At 66.6% G+C, this 15,690-nt stretch carries 18 protein-coding genes and 1 pseudogene; 5 read left to right on the top strand and 14 right to left on the bottom strand.

The genetic code is table 11. The features are described 5' to 3' along the window. Positions 1-25: 25 nt before the first annotated feature. The 4 genes from AC5Y5W_RS07370 to rplS all read right to left on the bottom strand — a co-directional run bounded on the left by AC5Y5W_RS07370 (position 26) and on the right by rplS (position 2,342). Positions 26-331, bottom strand: a complete 306-nt coding sequence (locus tag AC5Y5W_RS07370; protein ID WP_012393608.1) for a DUF2469 domain-containing protein — start codon at positions 329-331, stop codon at positions 26-28. A 4-nt stretch (positions 332-335) separates the two neighbouring features. Continuing rightward, entirely contained in the window at positions 336-1,073 is a 738-nt protein-coding gene (locus AC5Y5W_RS07365; protein ID WP_500009172.1) for a ribonuclease HII, read from the bottom strand. A gap of 2 nt (positions 1,074-1,075) precedes the next feature. Then, a complete protein-coding gene (gene lepB / locus AC5Y5W_RS07360) occupies positions 1,076-1,930 on the bottom strand; it encodes a signal peptidase I (RefSeq protein ID WP_499885467.1) in 855 nt (284 codons plus the stop codon). 70 nt (positions 1,931-2,000) lie between these two features. Continuing rightward, on the bottom strand, positions 2,001-2,342 hold the full coding sequence (gene rplS, locus AC5Y5W_RS07355; RefSeq protein ID WP_500009171.1) for a 50S ribosomal protein L19: 342 nt from the start codon (positions 2,340-2,342) through the stop codon (positions 2,001-2,003). Between the two features lie 301 nt (positions 2,343-2,643). On the opposite strand from rplS, the gene AC5Y5W_RS07350 reads away from it, so the two are divergent. Further along, positions 2,644-3,564: a serine hydrolase gene (locus tag AC5Y5W_RS07350; protein ID WP_500009170.1), complete on the top strand. Its 921-nt coding sequence runs from the start codon at positions 2,644-2,646 to the stop codon at positions 3,562-3,564. A gap of 21 nt (positions 3,565-3,585) precedes the next feature. Here AC5Y5W_RS07350 and trmD read toward each other — a convergent pair whose 3' ends face one another. The 5 genes from trmD to AC5Y5W_RS07325 form a co-directional block, all read right to left on the bottom strand. Beyond that, positions 3,586-4,263, bottom strand: coding sequence for a tRNA (guanosine(37)-N1)-methyltransferase TrmD (gene trmD / locus AC5Y5W_RS07345; RefSeq protein ID WP_500009169.1), 678 nt, complete (start codon positions 4,261-4,263; stop codon positions 3,586-3,588). Positions 4,264-4,276: 13 nt separating this feature from the next. Beyond that, a complete protein-coding gene (gene rimM / locus AC5Y5W_RS07340; protein WP_500009168.1) occupies positions 4,277-4,798 on the bottom strand; it encodes a ribosome maturation factor RimM in 522 nt (173 codons plus the stop codon). Positions 4,799-4,803: 5 nt separating this feature from the next. Then, positions 4,804-5,046: an RNA-binding protein gene (locus AC5Y5W_RS07335; RefSeq protein ID WP_065015852.1), complete on the bottom strand. Its 243-nt coding sequence runs from the start codon at positions 5,044-5,046 to the stop codon at positions 4,804-4,806. Positions 5,047-5,048: 2 nt separating this feature from the next. After that, entirely contained in the window at positions 5,049-5,531 is a 483-nt protein-coding gene (rpsP, locus tag AC5Y5W_RS07330; RefSeq protein WP_500009167.1) for a 30S ribosomal protein S16, read from the bottom strand. A gap of 127 nt (positions 5,532-5,658) precedes the next feature. Continuing rightward, positions 5,659-6,078: a nuclear transport factor 2 family protein gene (locus AC5Y5W_RS07325; RefSeq protein ID WP_500009165.1), complete on the bottom strand. Its 420-nt coding sequence runs from the start codon at positions 6,076-6,078 to the stop codon at positions 5,659-5,661. 46 nt (positions 6,079-6,124) lie between these two features. Here AC5Y5W_RS07325 and AC5Y5W_RS07320 point away from each other — a divergent pair, with 46 nt between their 5' ends. Both AC5Y5W_RS07320 and AC5Y5W_RS07315 read left to right on the top strand, forming a co-directional pair. Further along, on the top strand, positions 6,125-7,006 hold the full coding sequence (locus AC5Y5W_RS07320; RefSeq protein ID WP_500009164.1) for a D-alanyl-D-alanine carboxypeptidase family protein: 882 nt from the start codon (positions 6,125-6,127) through the stop codon (positions 7,004-7,006). Positions 7,007-7,219: 213 nt separating this feature from the next. Continuing rightward, positions 7,220-7,618 (top strand): STAS domain-containing protein, encoded by a 399-nt coding sequence (locus AC5Y5W_RS07315; protein ID WP_499987269.1) that lies wholly within the window; start codon positions 7,220-7,222, stop codon positions 7,616-7,618. An 8-nt stretch (positions 7,619-7,626) separates the two neighbouring features. On the opposite strand, the gene AC5Y5W_RS07310 is transcribed toward AC5Y5W_RS07315, so the two are convergent. The 5 genes from AC5Y5W_RS07310 to ffh all read right to left on the bottom strand — a co-directional run bounded on the left by AC5Y5W_RS07310 (position 7,627) and on the right by ffh (position 14,456). After that, on the bottom strand, positions 7,627-8,235 hold the full coding sequence (locus AC5Y5W_RS07310) for a TetR/AcrR family transcriptional regulator (RefSeq protein WP_500009162.1): 609 nt from the start codon (positions 8,233-8,235) through the stop codon (positions 7,627-7,629). A 1-nt stretch (position 8,236) separates the two neighbouring features. Then, positions 8,237-10,030 (bottom strand): N-acyl-D-amino-acid deacylase family protein, encoded by a 1,794-nt coding sequence (locus AC5Y5W_RS07305; RefSeq protein ID WP_500009161.1) that lies wholly within the window; start codon positions 10,028-10,030, stop codon positions 8,237-8,239. Between the two features lie 117 nt (positions 10,031-10,147). Further along, positions 10,148-11,770, bottom strand: a complete 1,623-nt coding sequence (locus AC5Y5W_RS07300; RefSeq protein ID WP_500009160.1) for a serine/threonine-protein kinase — start codon at positions 11,768-11,770, stop codon at positions 10,148-10,150. 36 nt (positions 11,771-11,806) lie between these two features. Next, on the bottom strand, positions 11,807-12,874 hold the full coding sequence (locus AC5Y5W_RS07295) for a metal-dependent hydrolase family protein (RefSeq protein WP_500009159.1): 1,068 nt from the start codon (positions 12,872-12,874) through the stop codon (positions 11,807-11,809). A 4-nt stretch (positions 12,875-12,878) separates the two neighbouring features. Beyond that, complete coding sequence (gene ffh / locus AC5Y5W_RS07290) at positions 12,879-14,456, bottom strand: signal recognition particle protein (protein WP_500009158.1); 1,578 nt, start codon at positions 14,454-14,456, stop codon at positions 12,879-12,881. A gap of 354 nt (positions 14,457-14,810) precedes the next feature. Here ffh and AC5Y5W_RS07285 point away from each other — a divergent pair. Together AC5Y5W_RS07285 and AC5Y5W_RS07280 are read left to right on the top strand one after the other, a co-directional pair. Further along, positions 14,811-15,104: pseudogene (locus tag AC5Y5W_RS07285) on the top strand (PE family protein); the annotation flags it as partial. A 120-nt stretch (positions 15,105-15,224) separates the two neighbouring features. Continuing rightward, positions 15,225-15,686 (top strand): PE/PPE C-terminal domain-containing protein, encoded by a 462-nt coding sequence (locus tag AC5Y5W_RS07280; protein ID WP_500009346.1) that lies wholly within the window; start codon positions 15,225-15,227, stop codon positions 15,684-15,686. Positions 15,687-15,690 lie beyond the last annotated feature (4 nt).

The following is a 15,690-nucleotide window of genomic DNA, read 5'->3' as shown; positions in this document are numbered from 1 at the left end:
CGCCGCGCTTGCGATCGCCGCGTAGCTACTCGGGCAGGCGCAACTCGGGCTTTTCCACCTCTTCGATATTGACGTCCTTGAAGGTGACCACCCGCACCTGCTTGACGAACCGCGCCGGCCGATACATGTCCCACACCCATGCGTCGGCAAGCCGCAGCTCGAAGTACACCTCGCCGTCGGCGTTGCGTGGCACCATCTCGACGCTGTTGGCCAGGTAGAACCGCCGCTCGGTTTCCACGACGTAGCTGAACTGGCCCACGATGTCTTTGTATTCGCGGTACAGCGAGAGCTCCATCTCGGTTTCGTACTTTTCGAGATCCTCGGCACTCATCTGCTCAGGCGTCCTTCTGCTCGATCTGGTCCCATCTTCCTCCACCCGGCGGAACTGGCTGGCATTCGGCCACTACCCGAGTACCCGATCCGGTCGCCACCCGGCGGACGTTGATGAACGAATAGCGGTGCTCGGGACAGGGACCCAGCTCGGTCAACGCCGCGGAGTGGGCCGGCGTGCTGTAGCCCTTGTGCTCGGCGAAGCCGTAGCCGGGATGTTCGGCATCCATCGCCACCATCAGCCGGTCCCGGCTGACCTTGGCCAACACGCTGGCGGCAGCAATACAGGCGGCCGCCGCGTCGCCACCGACGACCGGCAGCGACGGCACCGGCAGCCCGGGCACCCGGAAACCGTCGGAGAGCACATACCCCGGGCGCACCGGCAGGCCGGCCACCGCGCGTCGCATGCCCTCGATGTTGGCCGCGTGCACTCCGCGCCGGTCCACCTCGGTGGACGGGATGAACACCACGTGGTACGCCAGCGCGTAACGGCGGATCAGCGGATACAGCTTCTCCCGCGCTTTCTCCGTGAGCTTCTTCGAATCATCAAGGAGGGCAAGACTTTCCAGCCGACCGGGACCCAACACACAAGCCGCGACCACCAGCGGGCCCGCGCAGGCTCCGCGCCCGACTTCGTCGACCCCGACCACCGGTCCCAAACCGTTGCGGTACAGGGCGGACTCCAAAGTGCGCAAGCCCGAGGATTTACGGATTACCGTCCGCGGCGGCCAAGTGGTGGCCACGGCTACTGGCTCTGCTGGGGATTGACCGAACGCACACCACCCCAGCGCGACGGCGGCCACACGATGAACCTGGCCTTGCCGATCACGTTGCCCACCGGCACGGTGCCAGACACCGGATCGCCGGTGCACAACAGGCCCTTCATCGCATCGGCCGGGGTGCTGGTGCAGTGGGCGCGGGAGTCCGCCGAGTGGGTGCGGTTGTCGCCCATCACCCACAACCGGCCCTGCGGGACGGTGACCGGCCCGAACTCGTTGCCCAGGCACGGGTACACGGCGGGGTCCGTCATCAGCGTGGCCGGATCCAGATACGGTTCGGTCAACCGCGTGCCGTCGACCGTCAACCCGCCCTCGTTGCGACACTGCACGGTCTGCCCGCCGACCGCAATAACTCGTTTGACCAGGTCGTTCTCGTCGGGTGGCACGAATCCGACGAACGACAGTCCGTCTTGCAGCCAACGCACCACGGTGTTGTGTGAGCGGATCGACTTATAGCCGAGGTTCCACGACGGCGGTCCCTTGAACACGACGACGTCGCCGGGTTGCGGCGATCCGAAGTGGTAGCTGACCTTGTCGACCATGATGCGGTCGCCGACACAGCCCGAGCACCCGTGCAGCGTGGGTTCCATCGATTCCGACGGGATGAGGTAGGGCCGCGCCACGAAGGTCAACATGACGTAGTACAGAATCACCGCGATTGCCGCGAGGATCGCGACCTCGCGCAGCGCCGCCCGCTTATTGCCCTTCGGCTCGTCGGTGGTCTTCGCGTCCTGGGGGGTGGGTTCTCGGGTGGCGACATTGGGCTCCGCCGGACCGGAATCGGGTTCGCGCTCGGATGACGAGTCCGTGGTTTCGGTCACCAGATCAGGGTAGCCAGGGCGGTTCGCACCGCCGTCAGCCGCATCCGCCCGACTTCGAAGGGGCCGCGATTCAGCGCTTTTCCTTGATCTTGGCTTTCTTGCCGCGTAGCTCCCGCAGGTAGTACAGCTTGGCGCGACGGACATCGCCGCGGGTCACAACCTCGATGTGGTCGATGTTGGGCGAGTGCACCGGAAAAGTCCGTTCCACCCCGACGCCGTAGCTTTCCTTGCGCACCGTGAACGTCTCGCGGACCCCGCCGCCCTGGCGGCGGATCACCGCACCCTTGAACACCTGGATGCGCTCCTTGGCGCCCTCGATCACCTTGACGTGCACGTTGACCGTGTCGCCGGCGTTGAAGGCCGGGATGTCGTCGCGCAGCGACGCGTTGTCGACGAAGTCCAGCGTGTTCATTTCCGAAGACACTTCCTTGCGGTTCGCGGCTGGGGTTTCTGCCTGCGCCGGCGGCGCATGGGCGGTCAACCGAGCCGATGGATTCGGGCATCTTGACGCATCTCGCAGCAGGCGGAAGCAGCCCGGCCGCCCGGCAACCGCTGGAGACAACTGGTCAATTGTGCCAGATGGCGCGCACGCAGTGAAATCAGGCAAAATCACCGGTCAGGCCTGCCATCCGAACGAGCGGCCGGGTGGTACACATTAAGGGGCCTGACCACCGCGTCCGGTGTATTTTTTGGCAACCTTTTCGAGGAGACGCATGCGAGCGCGGGCCCCGATGCTGCTCGTTGCCGCGACAGCGGCGCTGACGGTGGTGGTGGCCGGCTGCGAGGCCAAGGTGTACGGCGCGTCCACCGCCAGGCCGGCAGAACACCGGACGAGCCGGGTAGCCCCGCTGGTGGCTGCGTTGATCCCGCCCGAATCGGGGTTCGCTGAGTCCGCCGCGGCGTTGGGCGGGCTGCAGAGGCGCATCCAGCAAGCCACCGACAAGGCCGCCGCGGACGGCGCGACGATCTCGGTGGCGCTCTTCGACCGCAACACCAACCGGATGTTCTCCAACGGCAGGGACACGCTGATCGGCATCGCGTCGGTGGCCAAACTGTTCATCGCCGACGACCTGCTGCTGGCCGAATCCCAGGACAAGATCCGGCTGTCGCCGGAGGACCGGCAGGCGCTCGAGATCATGCTGCGCTCCTCGGACGACAACGCTGCCGAGAATTTCTGGAATCAGCGCGGCGGCCAGGCGATCATCGCCGAGGTCGTCGAGCGGTACGGGTTGACCGCCACGACACCACCGGGCGACGGACGCTGGTGGGACACCATGAGTTCGGCATCCGACCTGGTCCGCTATTACGACATGCTGCTCAGCGGGTCCGGCGGCCTGCCGACAGCGCAGGCCGACATCATCGTGGCGAACCTGGCCCGGTCCACCCCGATCGGCATCGACGGCTACCCGCAACGGTTCGGTATCCCGGACGGCTTGTACGCCGAGCCGGTTGCCGTCAAACAGGGATGGATGTGCTGCATCGGCAGTGATTGGATGCACTTGTCGACCGGTGTTATCGGCGCGGATCGGCGCTACATCATGGTGATCGAGTCGCTGCAGCCGTCCGATGAGGCCACCGCGCGGGCCACGATCACCCAAGCGGTCAAGACCATGTTCCCGACCGGCCGGATCTGAGCCCGCATCAGCGCGGCGCCACTACTGCAGTAAGTCCGGCCGACGCTCCCGGGTGCGCTGCAGCGCGGCCGCCCGCCGCCATTCGGCGATGCGCGCGTGGTCGCCGGACAGCAACACCTCGGGCACGTCGAGTCCGCGCCACGTCGGCGGCCTGGTATACGACGGCCCCTCCAGCAGGCCATCGGCATGCGAATCATCGTGAACTGACTGCGGATTGCCGATCACATCCGGCAGCAGCCGGATGAGCGCCTCAATCATCACCAGCGCCGCCGATTCGCCACCGGGCAACACATAGTCGCCGATCGAAACCTCTTCGGTCCGCATTCGTCGGGCGGCGTCGTCGACGACCCGTTGGTCGATGCCCTCATAGCGTCCGCACGCGAACACCAGATGCGCCTCGCTGCTCCACCGTTGGGCGGTCTCCTGCCGGAAGGGCGTGCCGGCCGGCGTCGGAACGACGAGAAGCGTGTCCTGCGAGCAGATTTCGTCCAGCGCTTCACCCCAGATCGGCGCCCGCATCACCATTCCCGGGCCGCCGCCGTAGGGCGTGTCATCTACCGAGCGGTGTACGTCGTGGGTCCAGCGCCGCAGGTCGTGCACCCCGAGCTGCACCAGACCCGACTCGATTGCCTTGCCCGGCAACGATTGTCGCAGCGGATCCAGGTAGCTTGGAAAGATCGTCACGACGTCGATTTTCATGTCGATGCGCCCCTCACTGCCCCAATTCCAGCAGTCCCTCGGGCGGATCGATCTCGATAGTGTGAGAGTCCAGCGACACCGAGGTGACGATCGCGCCGACGAACGGCACCAGCAGCTCGCCCGCGTCGTCGCGGCGGACCGCCAGCAACTCACCGCCGGCAGTGTGCAGTACCTCGGTGACGGTGCCGATGTCCTGTCCGGTGATCGTGCGCACCCGAAGACCTTCCAGCTCGTGGTCGTAATAGGTATCCGGCTCGTCGATGGGCGGCAGGTCCTGCGAGTCGACGAGGAACTGGGTGCCGCGCAGCGCATCGGCGGCGTCGCGATCACCCACCCCGATCAATCGAACCAGCAACCGCCCGCCGTGCGCGCGGGCGGTGTCGACGACATAGCTGCGCTCCCCGCCGTCGGATCCCTTGGCGCGCAGGACTGTTCCCGGCGCGAACCGGGTCTCGGGATCGTCGGTGCGGACCTCGACGACGACCTCGCCGGTGATGCCGTGCGCCTTCGCCACCCGCCCGACCAGCAGCTCCATCGGGGCTACTGGTCGGTGTCCACCACGTCGACGCGGATACCACGACCGCCGATTCCGGCCACCAGCGTGCGCAACGCAGTCGCGGTGCGTCCGCCGCGGCCGATCACCTTGCCGAGATCGTCGGGATGAACGTGCACTTCCACGGTCCTGCCACGCCTGTTGGTGACCATGTCGACCCGAACATCGTCGGGGTTGTCGACGATCCCACGGACCAGATGCTCGACGGCGTCAACGACCACAGTGGCCATGATCAGCTTTCAGCGGCCGGCTCGGCCGGCTCGGACTGCTCGGCGGCCGGCTCGGATTCGTCGGCTTTATCGGCCGGCTTGTCGGCCTTCTTGGTCGGAACCTTCTTCTTCTTGGGCGTCGCGGCCTCGGTGCTTGGCGCACCCTCGGCGGCAGCCAGCGCGGCGTTGAACAACTCCAGCTTGCTTGGCTTGGCTTCGGCGACCTTCAACCGGCCCTCGGCGCCGGGCAGCCCTTTGAACTTCTGCCAGTCACCGGTGATCTTCAGCAGCTTGAGCACGGGTTCGGTCGGCTGAGCACCGACCGAGAGCCAGTACTGGGCGCGCTCGGAGTCGATCTCGATGAGGCTCGGCTCTTCCTTGGGGTGATAACGGCCGATGACCTCGATGGCGCGGCCGTCGCGACGGGTGCGCGCGTCGGCGACAGAGATGCGGTACTGGGGATTGCGGATCTTGCCAAGCCGAGTGAGCTTGATCTTCACAGCCATGGTTAGCGACTTCTCCTATGCGTGTCACGCTGCAATTCAGCGATCCGGGCAGGATGCCGGGATCCGGTTTTGCCTCGCGTGTGCAGCCGCTCATTGTGCCAGAACGCCGACGTTGAGTGGAAATCCGTCAGGGGCGCCGGTCGAAGCACTTGGTCTCGACACGGCGGCTCATCCGCCAGCCCGCCGGGGTGCGGACGAACTCGTCGTCGTACCACAGGCCCAACAGCATGGTGCTGGGTGTCTCACCACCGAACACCATCGGGTTGAAGCAGAAGGTCCGCGCGCGTGCGGAGTCACCGTCGACCCGTATCGACGGCAGACCCAGCATGTGGGCATAGTTGGCGAAATTCGGCAGCACCTCCGCCAGCCAGGCCTTCACCTCCGGATAGCGCCCGACGATCCCATCAAAGGCGCTGTAGTCGATATATGCATCGCTGGTGAACACATCGTCGAGATCGTCGAATCGACGGGTATCGATGGCGCTCGAGTAATCAACCAACAGCTGCTGGATTTCGAATCGGTCGGAGATTTCCGCCTGGCTCAACATGGGATTGATTGAACACGATGGCGACCCGACGTTAGGCTGACCGCCCATGCGCAGGCTTGTCGCCGCGATCGCGGCTGTCCTCACCGCGCTCAGCGCATCCACCACGACGGCGTGGGCTGATACCAGCGTGCAACCCGTCGGCTCGGTGCCCATCCCGGATGGACCGGCACAGACGTGGATCGTCGCCGACCTCGATTCCGGCCGGGTGCTGGCCGCGCGCGACGAGAACGTCGGACACCCACCGGCCAGCACCATCAAAGTGTTGCTGGCGCTGGTCGCCCTCGACGAGCTGAGCCTGGATTCCACCGTGGTCGCCGACGAAACCGACACCCACGTCGAGTGCAACTGCGTCGGCGTCAAAGCCGGCCGCACCTACACGGCACGCCAGCTGCTGGACGGTCTGCTGCTGGTGTCGGGCAATGACGCCGCGAACACGCTGGCGCGGATGCTGGGCGGCCAACAGACCGCAGTGGCCAAGATGAACGCCAAGGCCGGCGCCCTGGGCGCGACAAGCACCCACGCGGCGACCCCCTCCGGACTGGACGGGCCCGGCGGTTCGGGCGCCTCGACCGCGCACGACCTGGCGGTTATCTTCCGCGCGGCGCTGGCCAACCCGGTGTTCGCGCAGATTACTGCCCAGCCGTCAGCCCCCTTTCCGGCGGGCCCCGGGATCCACGGCGAACACCAGATCGTCAACCAGGACGAGTTGCTCTACCGGTATCCGGGCGCGATCGGCGGCAAGACCGGCTTCACCGACGCCGCCCGCAAGACGTTCGTCGGCGCCGCCGCGCGCGACGGCCGCCGGTTGGTGATCGCGATGATGTACGGACTGGTCCGCGAGGGCGGCCCGTCCTACTGGGATCAGGCCGCGAGCCTGCTCGACTGGGGCTTCGCGCTGGGCCCCCAGTCGGGCATCGGCGCCCTCTGAGTGCAGCGACGCTCCGAAACCGCTCCCCTCCCCGGTGGAGTGCAGCTTTGTGGGCTAGTCTTCTGATGCCGTGACATCCTGTTGTCCGCGAGTCGGGTGCACGGTGTGCGTCGGCAGCCGTCGGCGCTGGTTATGGGGTTGAGGCCACAGCCCACGGCCGAACATGCCGGCGCCGCGAGCATGCCGCGCACACGCGTGCAAGGAACGAGGAAAATGATGGCCGAACACCAGCAGGCTCCACCGGGTTCCACACCGCAGCCCGGCAAAAACGACTTCAACGTCGACGAGCACTGGGTTGATCAGTTGGCTGTGGTCGCCGTCAGCGGCAGCGTGGACATGCTCAGCGCGCCCTGGTTGACCGAGGCGCTTGATGCTGCGCTGGCGAAAAGCCCGGCCGGTTTGGTTGTCGACCTCTCCCGGGTGGAGTTCCTCGGCTCGGCGGGGATCAGTGTCATCATCACCGCCCACGAAAACATCGGCGACACGGATCGCTTCGCCGTTGTCGCCGACGGGCCGGCCACCCATCGGCCACTCACCCTGTTGGGCCTCAACGAGATCATGTCGCTGTGCCGCACCCTGGACGATGCGCTGAGCAGGCTTTCCGGGATATAGCCGGGGCCCTAACCCGCTGCGGCGTCGGCGACGTACATTCCGCTCAACAGTGACGCCAATAGCGCGATCCGCTGAGCTTCGATTTCGGGTTGCGGCAACACCGCCCGCACCAGCGCGGCCCCGTCGAAGGTGTTGGTCAGCACTGCCACCAACGCCGGGAATACATCGTCGGGGATGTTGTCGGCGCCGGGTAGTGCCTTCGCGGCATCGTGGATCTTGGCCCCATACTGTGCCAGGACGTTTTGCAACGTGGCTTTGAGTTTCTCGTCGGTACGGGCGGCAACCATGAGTTCATACATCACGGTATTCGTGGAATTTGCTGTGAGATCGCGCAGGATCGCCAGGGCGGCCTCCAGAACCGGCTTGTCGGAGGGTATTTCGGCGACCTTTTTGCTGAATTCGTCGAGCTGGCGGCGCATCACTTCGTAGGCGGTGGCCGCCATGAAATCGCCCATGGTGTCGAAGTGTCGAAACAGCGCGCCCACAGATACATTGGCGCGCTTGGTGATCACCGCGGCCGACGCGCGGGCGTAGCCGACTTCGGTGATCGTCGCGATGCTGGCGTCGAGCAGTCGCGCGACCGTCTCCTCGCGGCGCTGCTGCTGGGTGCGGGCCATCTCACGCCTGCTGTAGTTGACGGGTGCCCGCACGCAGGAATCGGCCGGACTTCACCGTTGTGCCGTAGCCGTCGCGGAAGCGGCCGTTGCGGAACACAATCTCACCGCCGACCCCGGTAGCGACGACGGCGGCGTCGTTGCGATTCACCATCCGGCTCAGATTGCCGTAGAACGGCACCTTCTCCTCGTAGTAGCCGTCCACCGACTCGTCGAGACCGGCCGGATCGATCACCGCGAAGTCGCCACGGTCGCCTTGCCGCAGCGTGCCGGCGTCCAGACCGAACCAGTCGGCGACCTCGGCGGTCAGCCGGTGTACGGCATGTTCGAGGGTGAGGAACGGCGCCCCCGCCTGCTTGGCGTCCAGCGTGCGCTTGAGCAGTCGCACACCGTAGTTGTAGAACGCCATGTTGCGCAGATGTGCGCCGGCATCGGAAAACCCCATGTGGATGCTGGGATCTGCGGCCAGCTTATTGAGCTGCTTGGGCCGGTGGTTGGCCACGATGGTGGTCCACCGGACATTGCGCTCGCCGTTGTCGACGAGTACGTCGAGGAATGCATCGAGCGGGTGCAGCCCGCGCTCGTCGGCGATCTGCCCGAAGCTCTTGCCGACCAACGCCTTGTCGGGGCATTCGACGATCACCGCTTCGTGAAAGTCGCGGTGCCACAACGTCGGTCCGAGCTTGCGGCGGTCGAATTCACGCCGGAAGTTGCGACGGTATTCGGTGTCCTTCAGCAGCGCATTGCGCTCCAGTTGATCGCGGAGGTGCAGCGCCGCGGTGCCCGCCCCGAACTCTTCGAAGACCGGCAGATCGATGCCGTCGGAATACAGCTCGAACGGCACCGGAAGATGCTGGAAGCGCACACTGGCGCCAAGGACGGCGTTAAGCAGCCGGATGATCGGCCCGAAGACGGTCGCCGCTCCCGGCATCGACTTCGCATCGGTCGACACCAGCAAGCTCATCCGAACTCCCTTGCGGCGTCCGAACAATCCGCTACTGGACAAAAAGAACAGCAGCCCCGAGAGCGGATTGGCGACATCGGGAGCGCTCTGCAGAATCCGGCCGCGCTTGCGCAGGACATTGATCAGCTTTCGGCGCTCCCGCCAGGTCGCGAACGTCGACGGCAAGGCCCGTGATCGGTAGCGGTCACCGTCGAGTTTGTCGATGGCCGCGTCCATCCCGGACATGCCGAGCAGCCCGGCGTCGAGCGCCTCGCCCAGCATGGCCGCCATCCGGTCGAGCTCGGCGTCGGTCGGCCTGGTGGTGTCGTCGGTGGCGCGGTCCAGCCCCAGCACCGCCGTCCGCAGATCCGAATGCCCCAGCAGCGAGCCCACATTCGGCCCCAGCGGCAGTGCATCCAGTGCCCGGACGTAGTCAGCGGGCCGCGACCAGGTCTTCTTGTCTTCCAGCGCACCGAGCACAAATTCGCGGGGCACCGCCTCAACCCGGGCGAACAAGTCGGCGGCATCAGCGGAGTCGGCGTAGACGGTCGACAGCGAGCAGTTGCCCAACAGCACCGTGGTGACCCCGTGTCGCACCGATTCCCGCAATCCGGGATCCAGCAGTACCTCGGCGTCGTAGTGCGTGTGCACATCGATGAAGCCGGGGACGACCCATTTGCCTGCGGCGTCGATCACCTCGGGGCAGCCGGTCTCGTCGAGCGCGCCGGCCGAAATCGCTGCCACGACGCCATCGCGAATGCCCAGTGTGCGGATCTGTGGTGGGTTACCGGTGCCGTCGAACCACAAGCCGTCGCGCACGATCACGTCGTAGGTCATAGCGCCGCTCCTCCTCATCGCTTTCGCTCTGCATCGTCGCCGGGCGGGTCATAGCGCCGCTCCTCTGCATCGTCCTCGCTGCTGCCCACCCTAACATAGATAGTAAGCACTCACAATCTTTTGAGTGCTGGAAGTTCAGCCGCCCGGCTTGGCCGGGGTTTGGCTGGACGACGTGGGCGGGCTCGACGTACTCGAAGCCGGAGATTCCGCGACCGGTGGGACGCCGGGCACCGTGACCCCAGGCGCCACCGGCCCCAGCCGTCCGGCCACCGCCGGAATCACGATCCGGCCGCCCTGCTGGCCGCATTCATCGGTTTGGACCGTCACCGTCATCACGCCGCGCAACGGGCCGTGACTCTGCGGCTCAAGTGACAACACCTGGGTCATGGTTTGCTTATCCGCCGCTCCGTTGGGTCCGACGCAGGGGAACTGCAGCGTTTCCGGGCGTGACCGCCAGGCGCCGTCGTGGAAATCGAAGACAAGTGGCCGAAGCCCGGCTGTTCGGTGTGGGTTCTGGTGGTCCTGGTCGTCGAGTTGGATCCCGGTGGCAACGCAACCAGTCGGCGTGCACGACGAGTGGAATGCCCACCATGTCGTCACGTTGGGTGGTTGCGGATCAGGGCGGTCGTTGAACGTCTGCTGGGCGCGGTTGACGTCTACTTGGTAGGTGCCATCGAGCTGTTGGCCCGCCGGAGGCAGCGCGGGCGCGCTGCTCGTCGGGATGGCCGCCGGAGGCTGAGGCATCGAGGGGCCGCCCGCCTGTGCGGGCGACGCGTCGTGTTTTCGGCCGATCATGATGCCGGCCAGCAGACCGGTGAATAAGAGCAGCAGCGCCGCGCCGGCCGCGGATCCCAGCAAAGTCCAGCGCCGGGTGCGCTTCGCCGGTACCGGCGCTGTTGCAGCGGCTGTCTCGGGCTCCGGGTCGTCGGGATAGTCGACGACGGTGAAGAAGGCTTCGGTGCTGCGATCGCCCATCCACCCGCCGGCACGCTCGGAGAGGGCCGCGGCGAACTCGCTGCAGCGACCGAACCGGTCGGCAGGATTGTTGGCCATAGCGGTGGCCAGTACCTCGTCGAGCCGCGCCAGCTCGGGGCGCCGGTCACTGAGCTTCGACGGCGCGAAGCCGGAATGCTGCGGCGGGCCACCGGTGAACAGGTAATAGGCGGTTGCCGCCAAACCGTACTGATCGGCGCGCCCGTCGATCGGTCCGCCAGTCAGCTGTTCCGGCGCGGCATAGGCGGCCGTTTCGCGCTGCTGCGCCGAATATCGGGCTAGTCCGAAGTCGGTCAACAGGATCCGTTGTTCACCGTCCTGCGGATCGGTGAGCACGATGTTGGTGGGTTTGACGCCGCGGTGCAGGATTCCCCGTCGGTGGGCGTAGTCGAGCGCGCCGGCCGCGGCGGCGACGACGGCAAGGGCTTCACCGGCCGGCATGCCGGCCGGGTAACGGTCGGCGACGAGCTGGGCCGCGGTGATGCCGTTGACGTAATCCATCGCGACCCACAGGTGGCCGTCGTATTCACCGCGGTCGGCCACCTCGACGATGTTCGGGTGATACAGCGTCGTCACCGCCGACGTCTCGGCGGTGAACCTCTGGCGCAACCCGTCGTCGGCCGACGCTGCCGCAGGCAGCACCTTCAAGGCGAACTCACGCGGCAGCGTGGAATGCCGAGCCAGGTAGACCTCGCCCATCCCGCCGAAGCCCAGGATTTTCTGGATGGTGTATCCAGCAAACGTCGCGCCGGTGGCCAACGACATCCTTCGATGCTAACGGGCCGTCGCCGGATGTGCCGGTCAGAACACCCGCCCACGCAGGATCAGCACGTCCGGCCGGTTCAGCACGGCCGCGCCGCGGCGGGGATCGTCGCGGTAGCACAACAGGTCTGCGGATGCGCCGGGCTCCAGGCCCGGGCGCCCCAACCAACGGCGGGCGTCCCAGCAGGCAGCGCCGAGCGCCTCGGTGGTAGTCATCCCGATGCCGGTGAGCGCGTCGACCTCGTCGGCGATCCGGCCGTGGCTGACCATGCCTCCTGCGTCACTGCCGGCGTAGATGGGTACGCCGGCCTCGCGCGCCGCGGACAGTCGCTGCTTGCTCTTTGCGTACAGGTCACGCATATGAGCGGCATACACCGGGTACTTCCCGGCGGAATCGGCGATGCCGGGAAAGTTCTCGACGTTGATCAGCGTCGGCACCAGGGCGGTGTTGTGTTCGAGCATCAACTCGACGGTGTCGTCGGTGAGCCCGGTGCCGTGCTCGATGCAGTCGATGCCGGCGTTGATCAGTCCCGGCAGGGCGTCTTCGCCGAAAACATGGGCGGTCACCCGCGCGCCGTGGGCGTGCGCGGTGTCGATCGCCGCCTTGAGTACGTCGTCGGACCACAACGGCGCCAAATCGCCCACCGCGCGGTCGATCCAGTCGCCGATCAACTTGACCCAGCCGTCGCCGTGCCGCGCCTGTTCGGCCACCGCTGCGGGAAGCTGTGCCTCGTCTTCGATGTCGATCGGCAAGCCTGCTATATAGCGCTTGGGCCGGGCCAGATGACGCCCGGCACGGATGATGCGGGGCAGGTCGTCACGGTCGTCGAGGCCCCGGGTGTCGATCGGCACTCCGGGGTCGCGTAGGAGCAACACCCCGGCGCGGCGCTCGGTCTCGGCGTACCGGATGGCCTCGTCAATTCCGACCGGTCCATCGGGACCTATGCCGAGGTGGCAGTGCGCGTCGACGAGCCCGGGGATGATCCAGCCGCCGTCGAAAACGGTGTCGGCGTCGGTCACCGGCTCGGCGCTGAGCTTTCCGTCGGCGATCCACCACTGCACCGGTTCGCCGTCGGGTAACCCGCGGCCGCGCACATGGAGCCCCATGCGGTTACTTCTTGCCCGGGAACTTCAGCTTGGACAAGTCGAAATCGGCCAAGCCGGGCGGCAATTCGTCGAGGCCCTCGGGCATCTGGGTCAAGTCGGGGAAACCGGCGGGCATCGCGGGCATCCCGGGCCCGAAGGGACTCCGTGCCTTGGGTGGCGTCGGTCCGCGCTTCTTGTTCTTTTTCCCCTTGCCGGCTTTTGCTTTTCCACCCTTGCGGCCTGATGACTTACGGCCAAGGCCGGGGATTCCCATCGAGCCCACCATCGACGACATCATCTTGCGGGCCTCGAAGAAACGGTCGACGAGCTGGTTGACGTCTGACACCGCCACCCCGGACCCGTTGGCGATGCGCAGCCGGCGCGACGCGTTGATGATCTTGGGATCGGCCCGCTCCTGTGGGGTCATCCCCCGGATGATGGCCTGCAGCCGGTCGAGTTGCTTGTCGTCGACGGCGGCCAGCGCGTCCTTCATCTGGCCGGCGCCGGGCAGCATGCCCAACAAGTTGCCGATCGGACCCATCTTGCGGATCGCCAGCATCTGTTCGAGGAAATCCTCCAACGTCAGCTCGCCGGACCCGATCTTGACCGCGGCGGCCTCGGCCTGTTGCGCATCGAAGACCTGCTCGGCCTGTTCGATCAGGCTCAGCACGTCGCCCATGCCCAGGATGCGACTGGACATCCGGTCGGGATGGAAGACGTCGAAGTCCTCCAGCTTCTCGCCGGTAGACGCGAAAAGGATTGGCACACCGGTTACTTCGCGAACCGACAGCGCGGCACCACCGCGAGCGTCGCCATCCAGCTTGGTCAGCACCACGCCGGTGAAACCGACGCCCTCGCGAAACGCCTCGGCGGTGGTGACGGCGTCCTGGCCGATCATCGCGTCGAGAACGAACAGCACCTCGTCGGGGTCGATGGCCGCGCGGATGGCGGCGGCCTGGGTCATCAGCTCGTCGTCGATGCCCAGCCGCCCGGCGGTGTCGACGACGACGACGTCGAAATGCTTGGTCTGCGCCTCAGTAAGTCCGGCCGCGGCCACGGCGACCGGATCACCGGGGCCGGCCTGCTGCGTCGGGTCCGCTTCAACGGAGGTGCCCGGATGCGGGGCGAACACCGCGACGCCGGCCCGTTCGCCGACGATGCGCAACTGGTTGACGGCGCCCGGCCGCTGCAGATCGCAGGCCACCAGCAGCGGAGTGTGGCCCTGGCCGCGCAGCCACGCGGCGAGCTTTCCGGCGAGTGTCGTCTTACCGGAGCCTTGCAGGCCGGCCAGCATCACCACGGTCGGCGGGGTCTTGGCGAACGCCAATTGGCGGGTCTGGCCGCCCAGGATGCCGATGAGTTCTTCGTTGACGATCTTGACGACCTGCTGCGCAGGGTTGAGCGCCGCGGAGACCTCGGCGCCCTTGGCGCGGTCTTTGATCCGGTTGACGAAACCGCGCACCACCGGCAGCGACACGTCGGCTTCCAGCAGCGCCAGCCGGATCTCGCGGGTGGTGGCGTCGATGTCGGCGTCGGTCAGCCGGCCCTTGCCGCGCAGCCCCTGCAGTGCACCGGTGAGGCGGTCGGACAGCGATTCAAACACGTCGCCATGCTAGCCGGACGCCGCCGGGCGACGATGCTGGCCGGGATGGCGGCAGCCGTCCGACGCGGGCTGGCACTGCTGGAGCAAATCCCAACAATTACTGCCCTCGCAAAAATGTAACTGTGGTGTTAAAGAAATCCAACGGTTACTGTTCGGAGTCGAGCCCTTTAAAGGGCAATTGCCGAATCCTCACAGGCCATCGCATTTCGTTAAGCTTCCGGGCATAGCTGTTAAAAGGCCGTTACCGCACCATTCTTTTGGGCCAATCTGCGGAAACCTCATGCACGTGCAATGGGTCGAGCGCCAACAGTCGGCCACCCATTTTCGGATGGCGCGCATTATGAGGAGAACTCCATGTCTTTTGTGACTACACATCCCGAAGCGTTGGCCGCCGCGGCAGGCACGTTGCAGGGAATCGGCTCGGCCATGGCCGCGCAGAACGCGGCGGCGGCAGCGCCGACCACGGGCGTGGTCCCGGCAGCCGCTGACCAGGTGTCGGCGTTGCAGGCGACTCAGTTCGCCGCCTACGGCACCTTGTACCAACAAGTCAGCGCCCAAGCCACGGCGATTCACGAGATGTTCGTGCACACGCTGGGGATCAGCGCGGGTTCGTATGGCGAGACCGAGACCGCCAACTCGGTCGCGGCCGCATCTTCGTCGGGAGTATCCGGACTGCTCGGCGGGATTTCGGGGTCATCGGGGTCGGACCCGTTGTCGTGGCTCACCGACATCCTCGGTGGGACGGGGCCCGGGGGCCTGTCCAGCAACATGGCCAACATCTTCAATATCGGCGGGGGAAACTGGGCTTCTGCCTGCTCGAACCTGCTCGGGATGGCCGGCGGCGGTCTGTTTGATGCCCCCGCCGAGCTGGCTGCCGACGCCGACGCTGTCGGTGCGGGCGGTTTGGATGGGGCACTCCTGGCCGGCTCGGCGCAGCCGGCGGCTGCCGGCGGCATCGCGGCGCCGATGGCGGCGGTGGGTCAGGCCTCTTCGGTCGGCCGGCTCTCGGTGCCGCCCAGTTGGGCCGGGGTAACCGCCCCAGTGTCCGGCGCGACCCCCGCGACGTTGACCGGTGCGGGCTGGACCAGCGCTGCCCCGCACAGCACTCCGGTGAGCACGGTGCCGGCCGGGGTGCCATCGGCAGCCAGCGCCGGGCGGGGTGGCTTCGGCTTTGGCGCACCACGCTACGGCGTCAAACCGACCGTCATGCCCAAACCTGCCGTCGTCTAGGAAC

This window comes from Mycobacterium sp. NGS51, from assembly GCF_059812525.1.
This window is presented reverse-complemented; position numbering and strand designations above follow the sequence as displayed.

Coding starts and splice junctions, on each gene's coding strand:
- AC5Y5W_RS07280 (WP_500009346.1), top strand. CDS start 15,225: ATGGCCAACATCTTCAATATCGGCGGGGGAAACTGGGCTTCTGCCTGC.
- AC5Y5W_RS07310 (WP_500009162.1), bottom strand. CDS start 8,235: ATGGCCCGCACCCAGCAGCAGCGCCGCGAGGAGACGGTCGCGCGACTG.
- trmD (WP_500009169.1), bottom strand. CDS start 4,263: ATGAAAATCGACGTCGTGACGATCTTTCCAAGCTACCTGGATCCGCTG.
- rplS (WP_500009171.1), bottom strand. CDS start 2,342: ATGAACACGCTGGACTTCGTCGACAACGCGTCGCTGCGCGACGACATC.
- AC5Y5W_RS07370 (WP_012393608.1), bottom strand. CDS start 331: ATGAGTGCCGAGGATCTCGAAAAGTACGAAACCGAGATGGAGCTCTCG.
- rpsP (WP_500009167.1), bottom strand. CDS start 5,531: ATGGCTGTGAAGATCAAGCTCACTCGGCTTGGCAAGATCCGCAATCCC.
- AC5Y5W_RS07325 (WP_500009165.1), bottom strand. CDS start 6,078: ATGTTGAGCCAGGCGGAAATCTCCGACCGATTCGAAATCCAGCAGCTG.
- AC5Y5W_RS07315 (WP_499987269.1), top strand. CDS start 7,220: ATGATGGCCGAACACCAGCAGGCTCCACCGGGTTCCACACCGCAGCCC.
- rimM (WP_500009168.1), bottom strand. CDS start 4,798: ATGGAGCTGCTGGTCGGGCGGGTGGCGAAGGCGCACGGCATCACCGGC.
- AC5Y5W_RS07320 (WP_500009164.1), top strand. CDS start 6,125: ATGCGCAGGCTTGTCGCCGCGATCGCGGCTGTCCTCACCGCGCTCAGC.
- AC5Y5W_RS07335 (WP_065015852.1), bottom strand. CDS start 5,046: ATGGCCACTGTGGTCGTTGACGCCGTCGAGCATCTGGTCCGTGGGATC.
- AC5Y5W_RS07350 (WP_500009170.1), top strand. CDS start 2,644: ATGCGAGCGCGGGCCCCGATGCTGCTCGTTGCCGCGACAGCGGCGCTG.
- AC5Y5W_RS07295 (WP_500009159.1), bottom strand. CDS start 12,874: ATGGGGCTCCATGTGCGCGGCCGCGGGTTACCCGACGGCGAACCGGTG.
- AC5Y5W_RS07300 (WP_500009160.1), bottom strand. CDS start 11,770: ATGTCGTTGGCCACCGGCGCGACGTTTGCTGGATACACCATCCAGAAA.
- AC5Y5W_RS07305 (WP_500009161.1), bottom strand. CDS start 10,030: ATGAGGAGGAGCGGCGCTATGACCTACGACGTGATCGTGCGCGACGGC.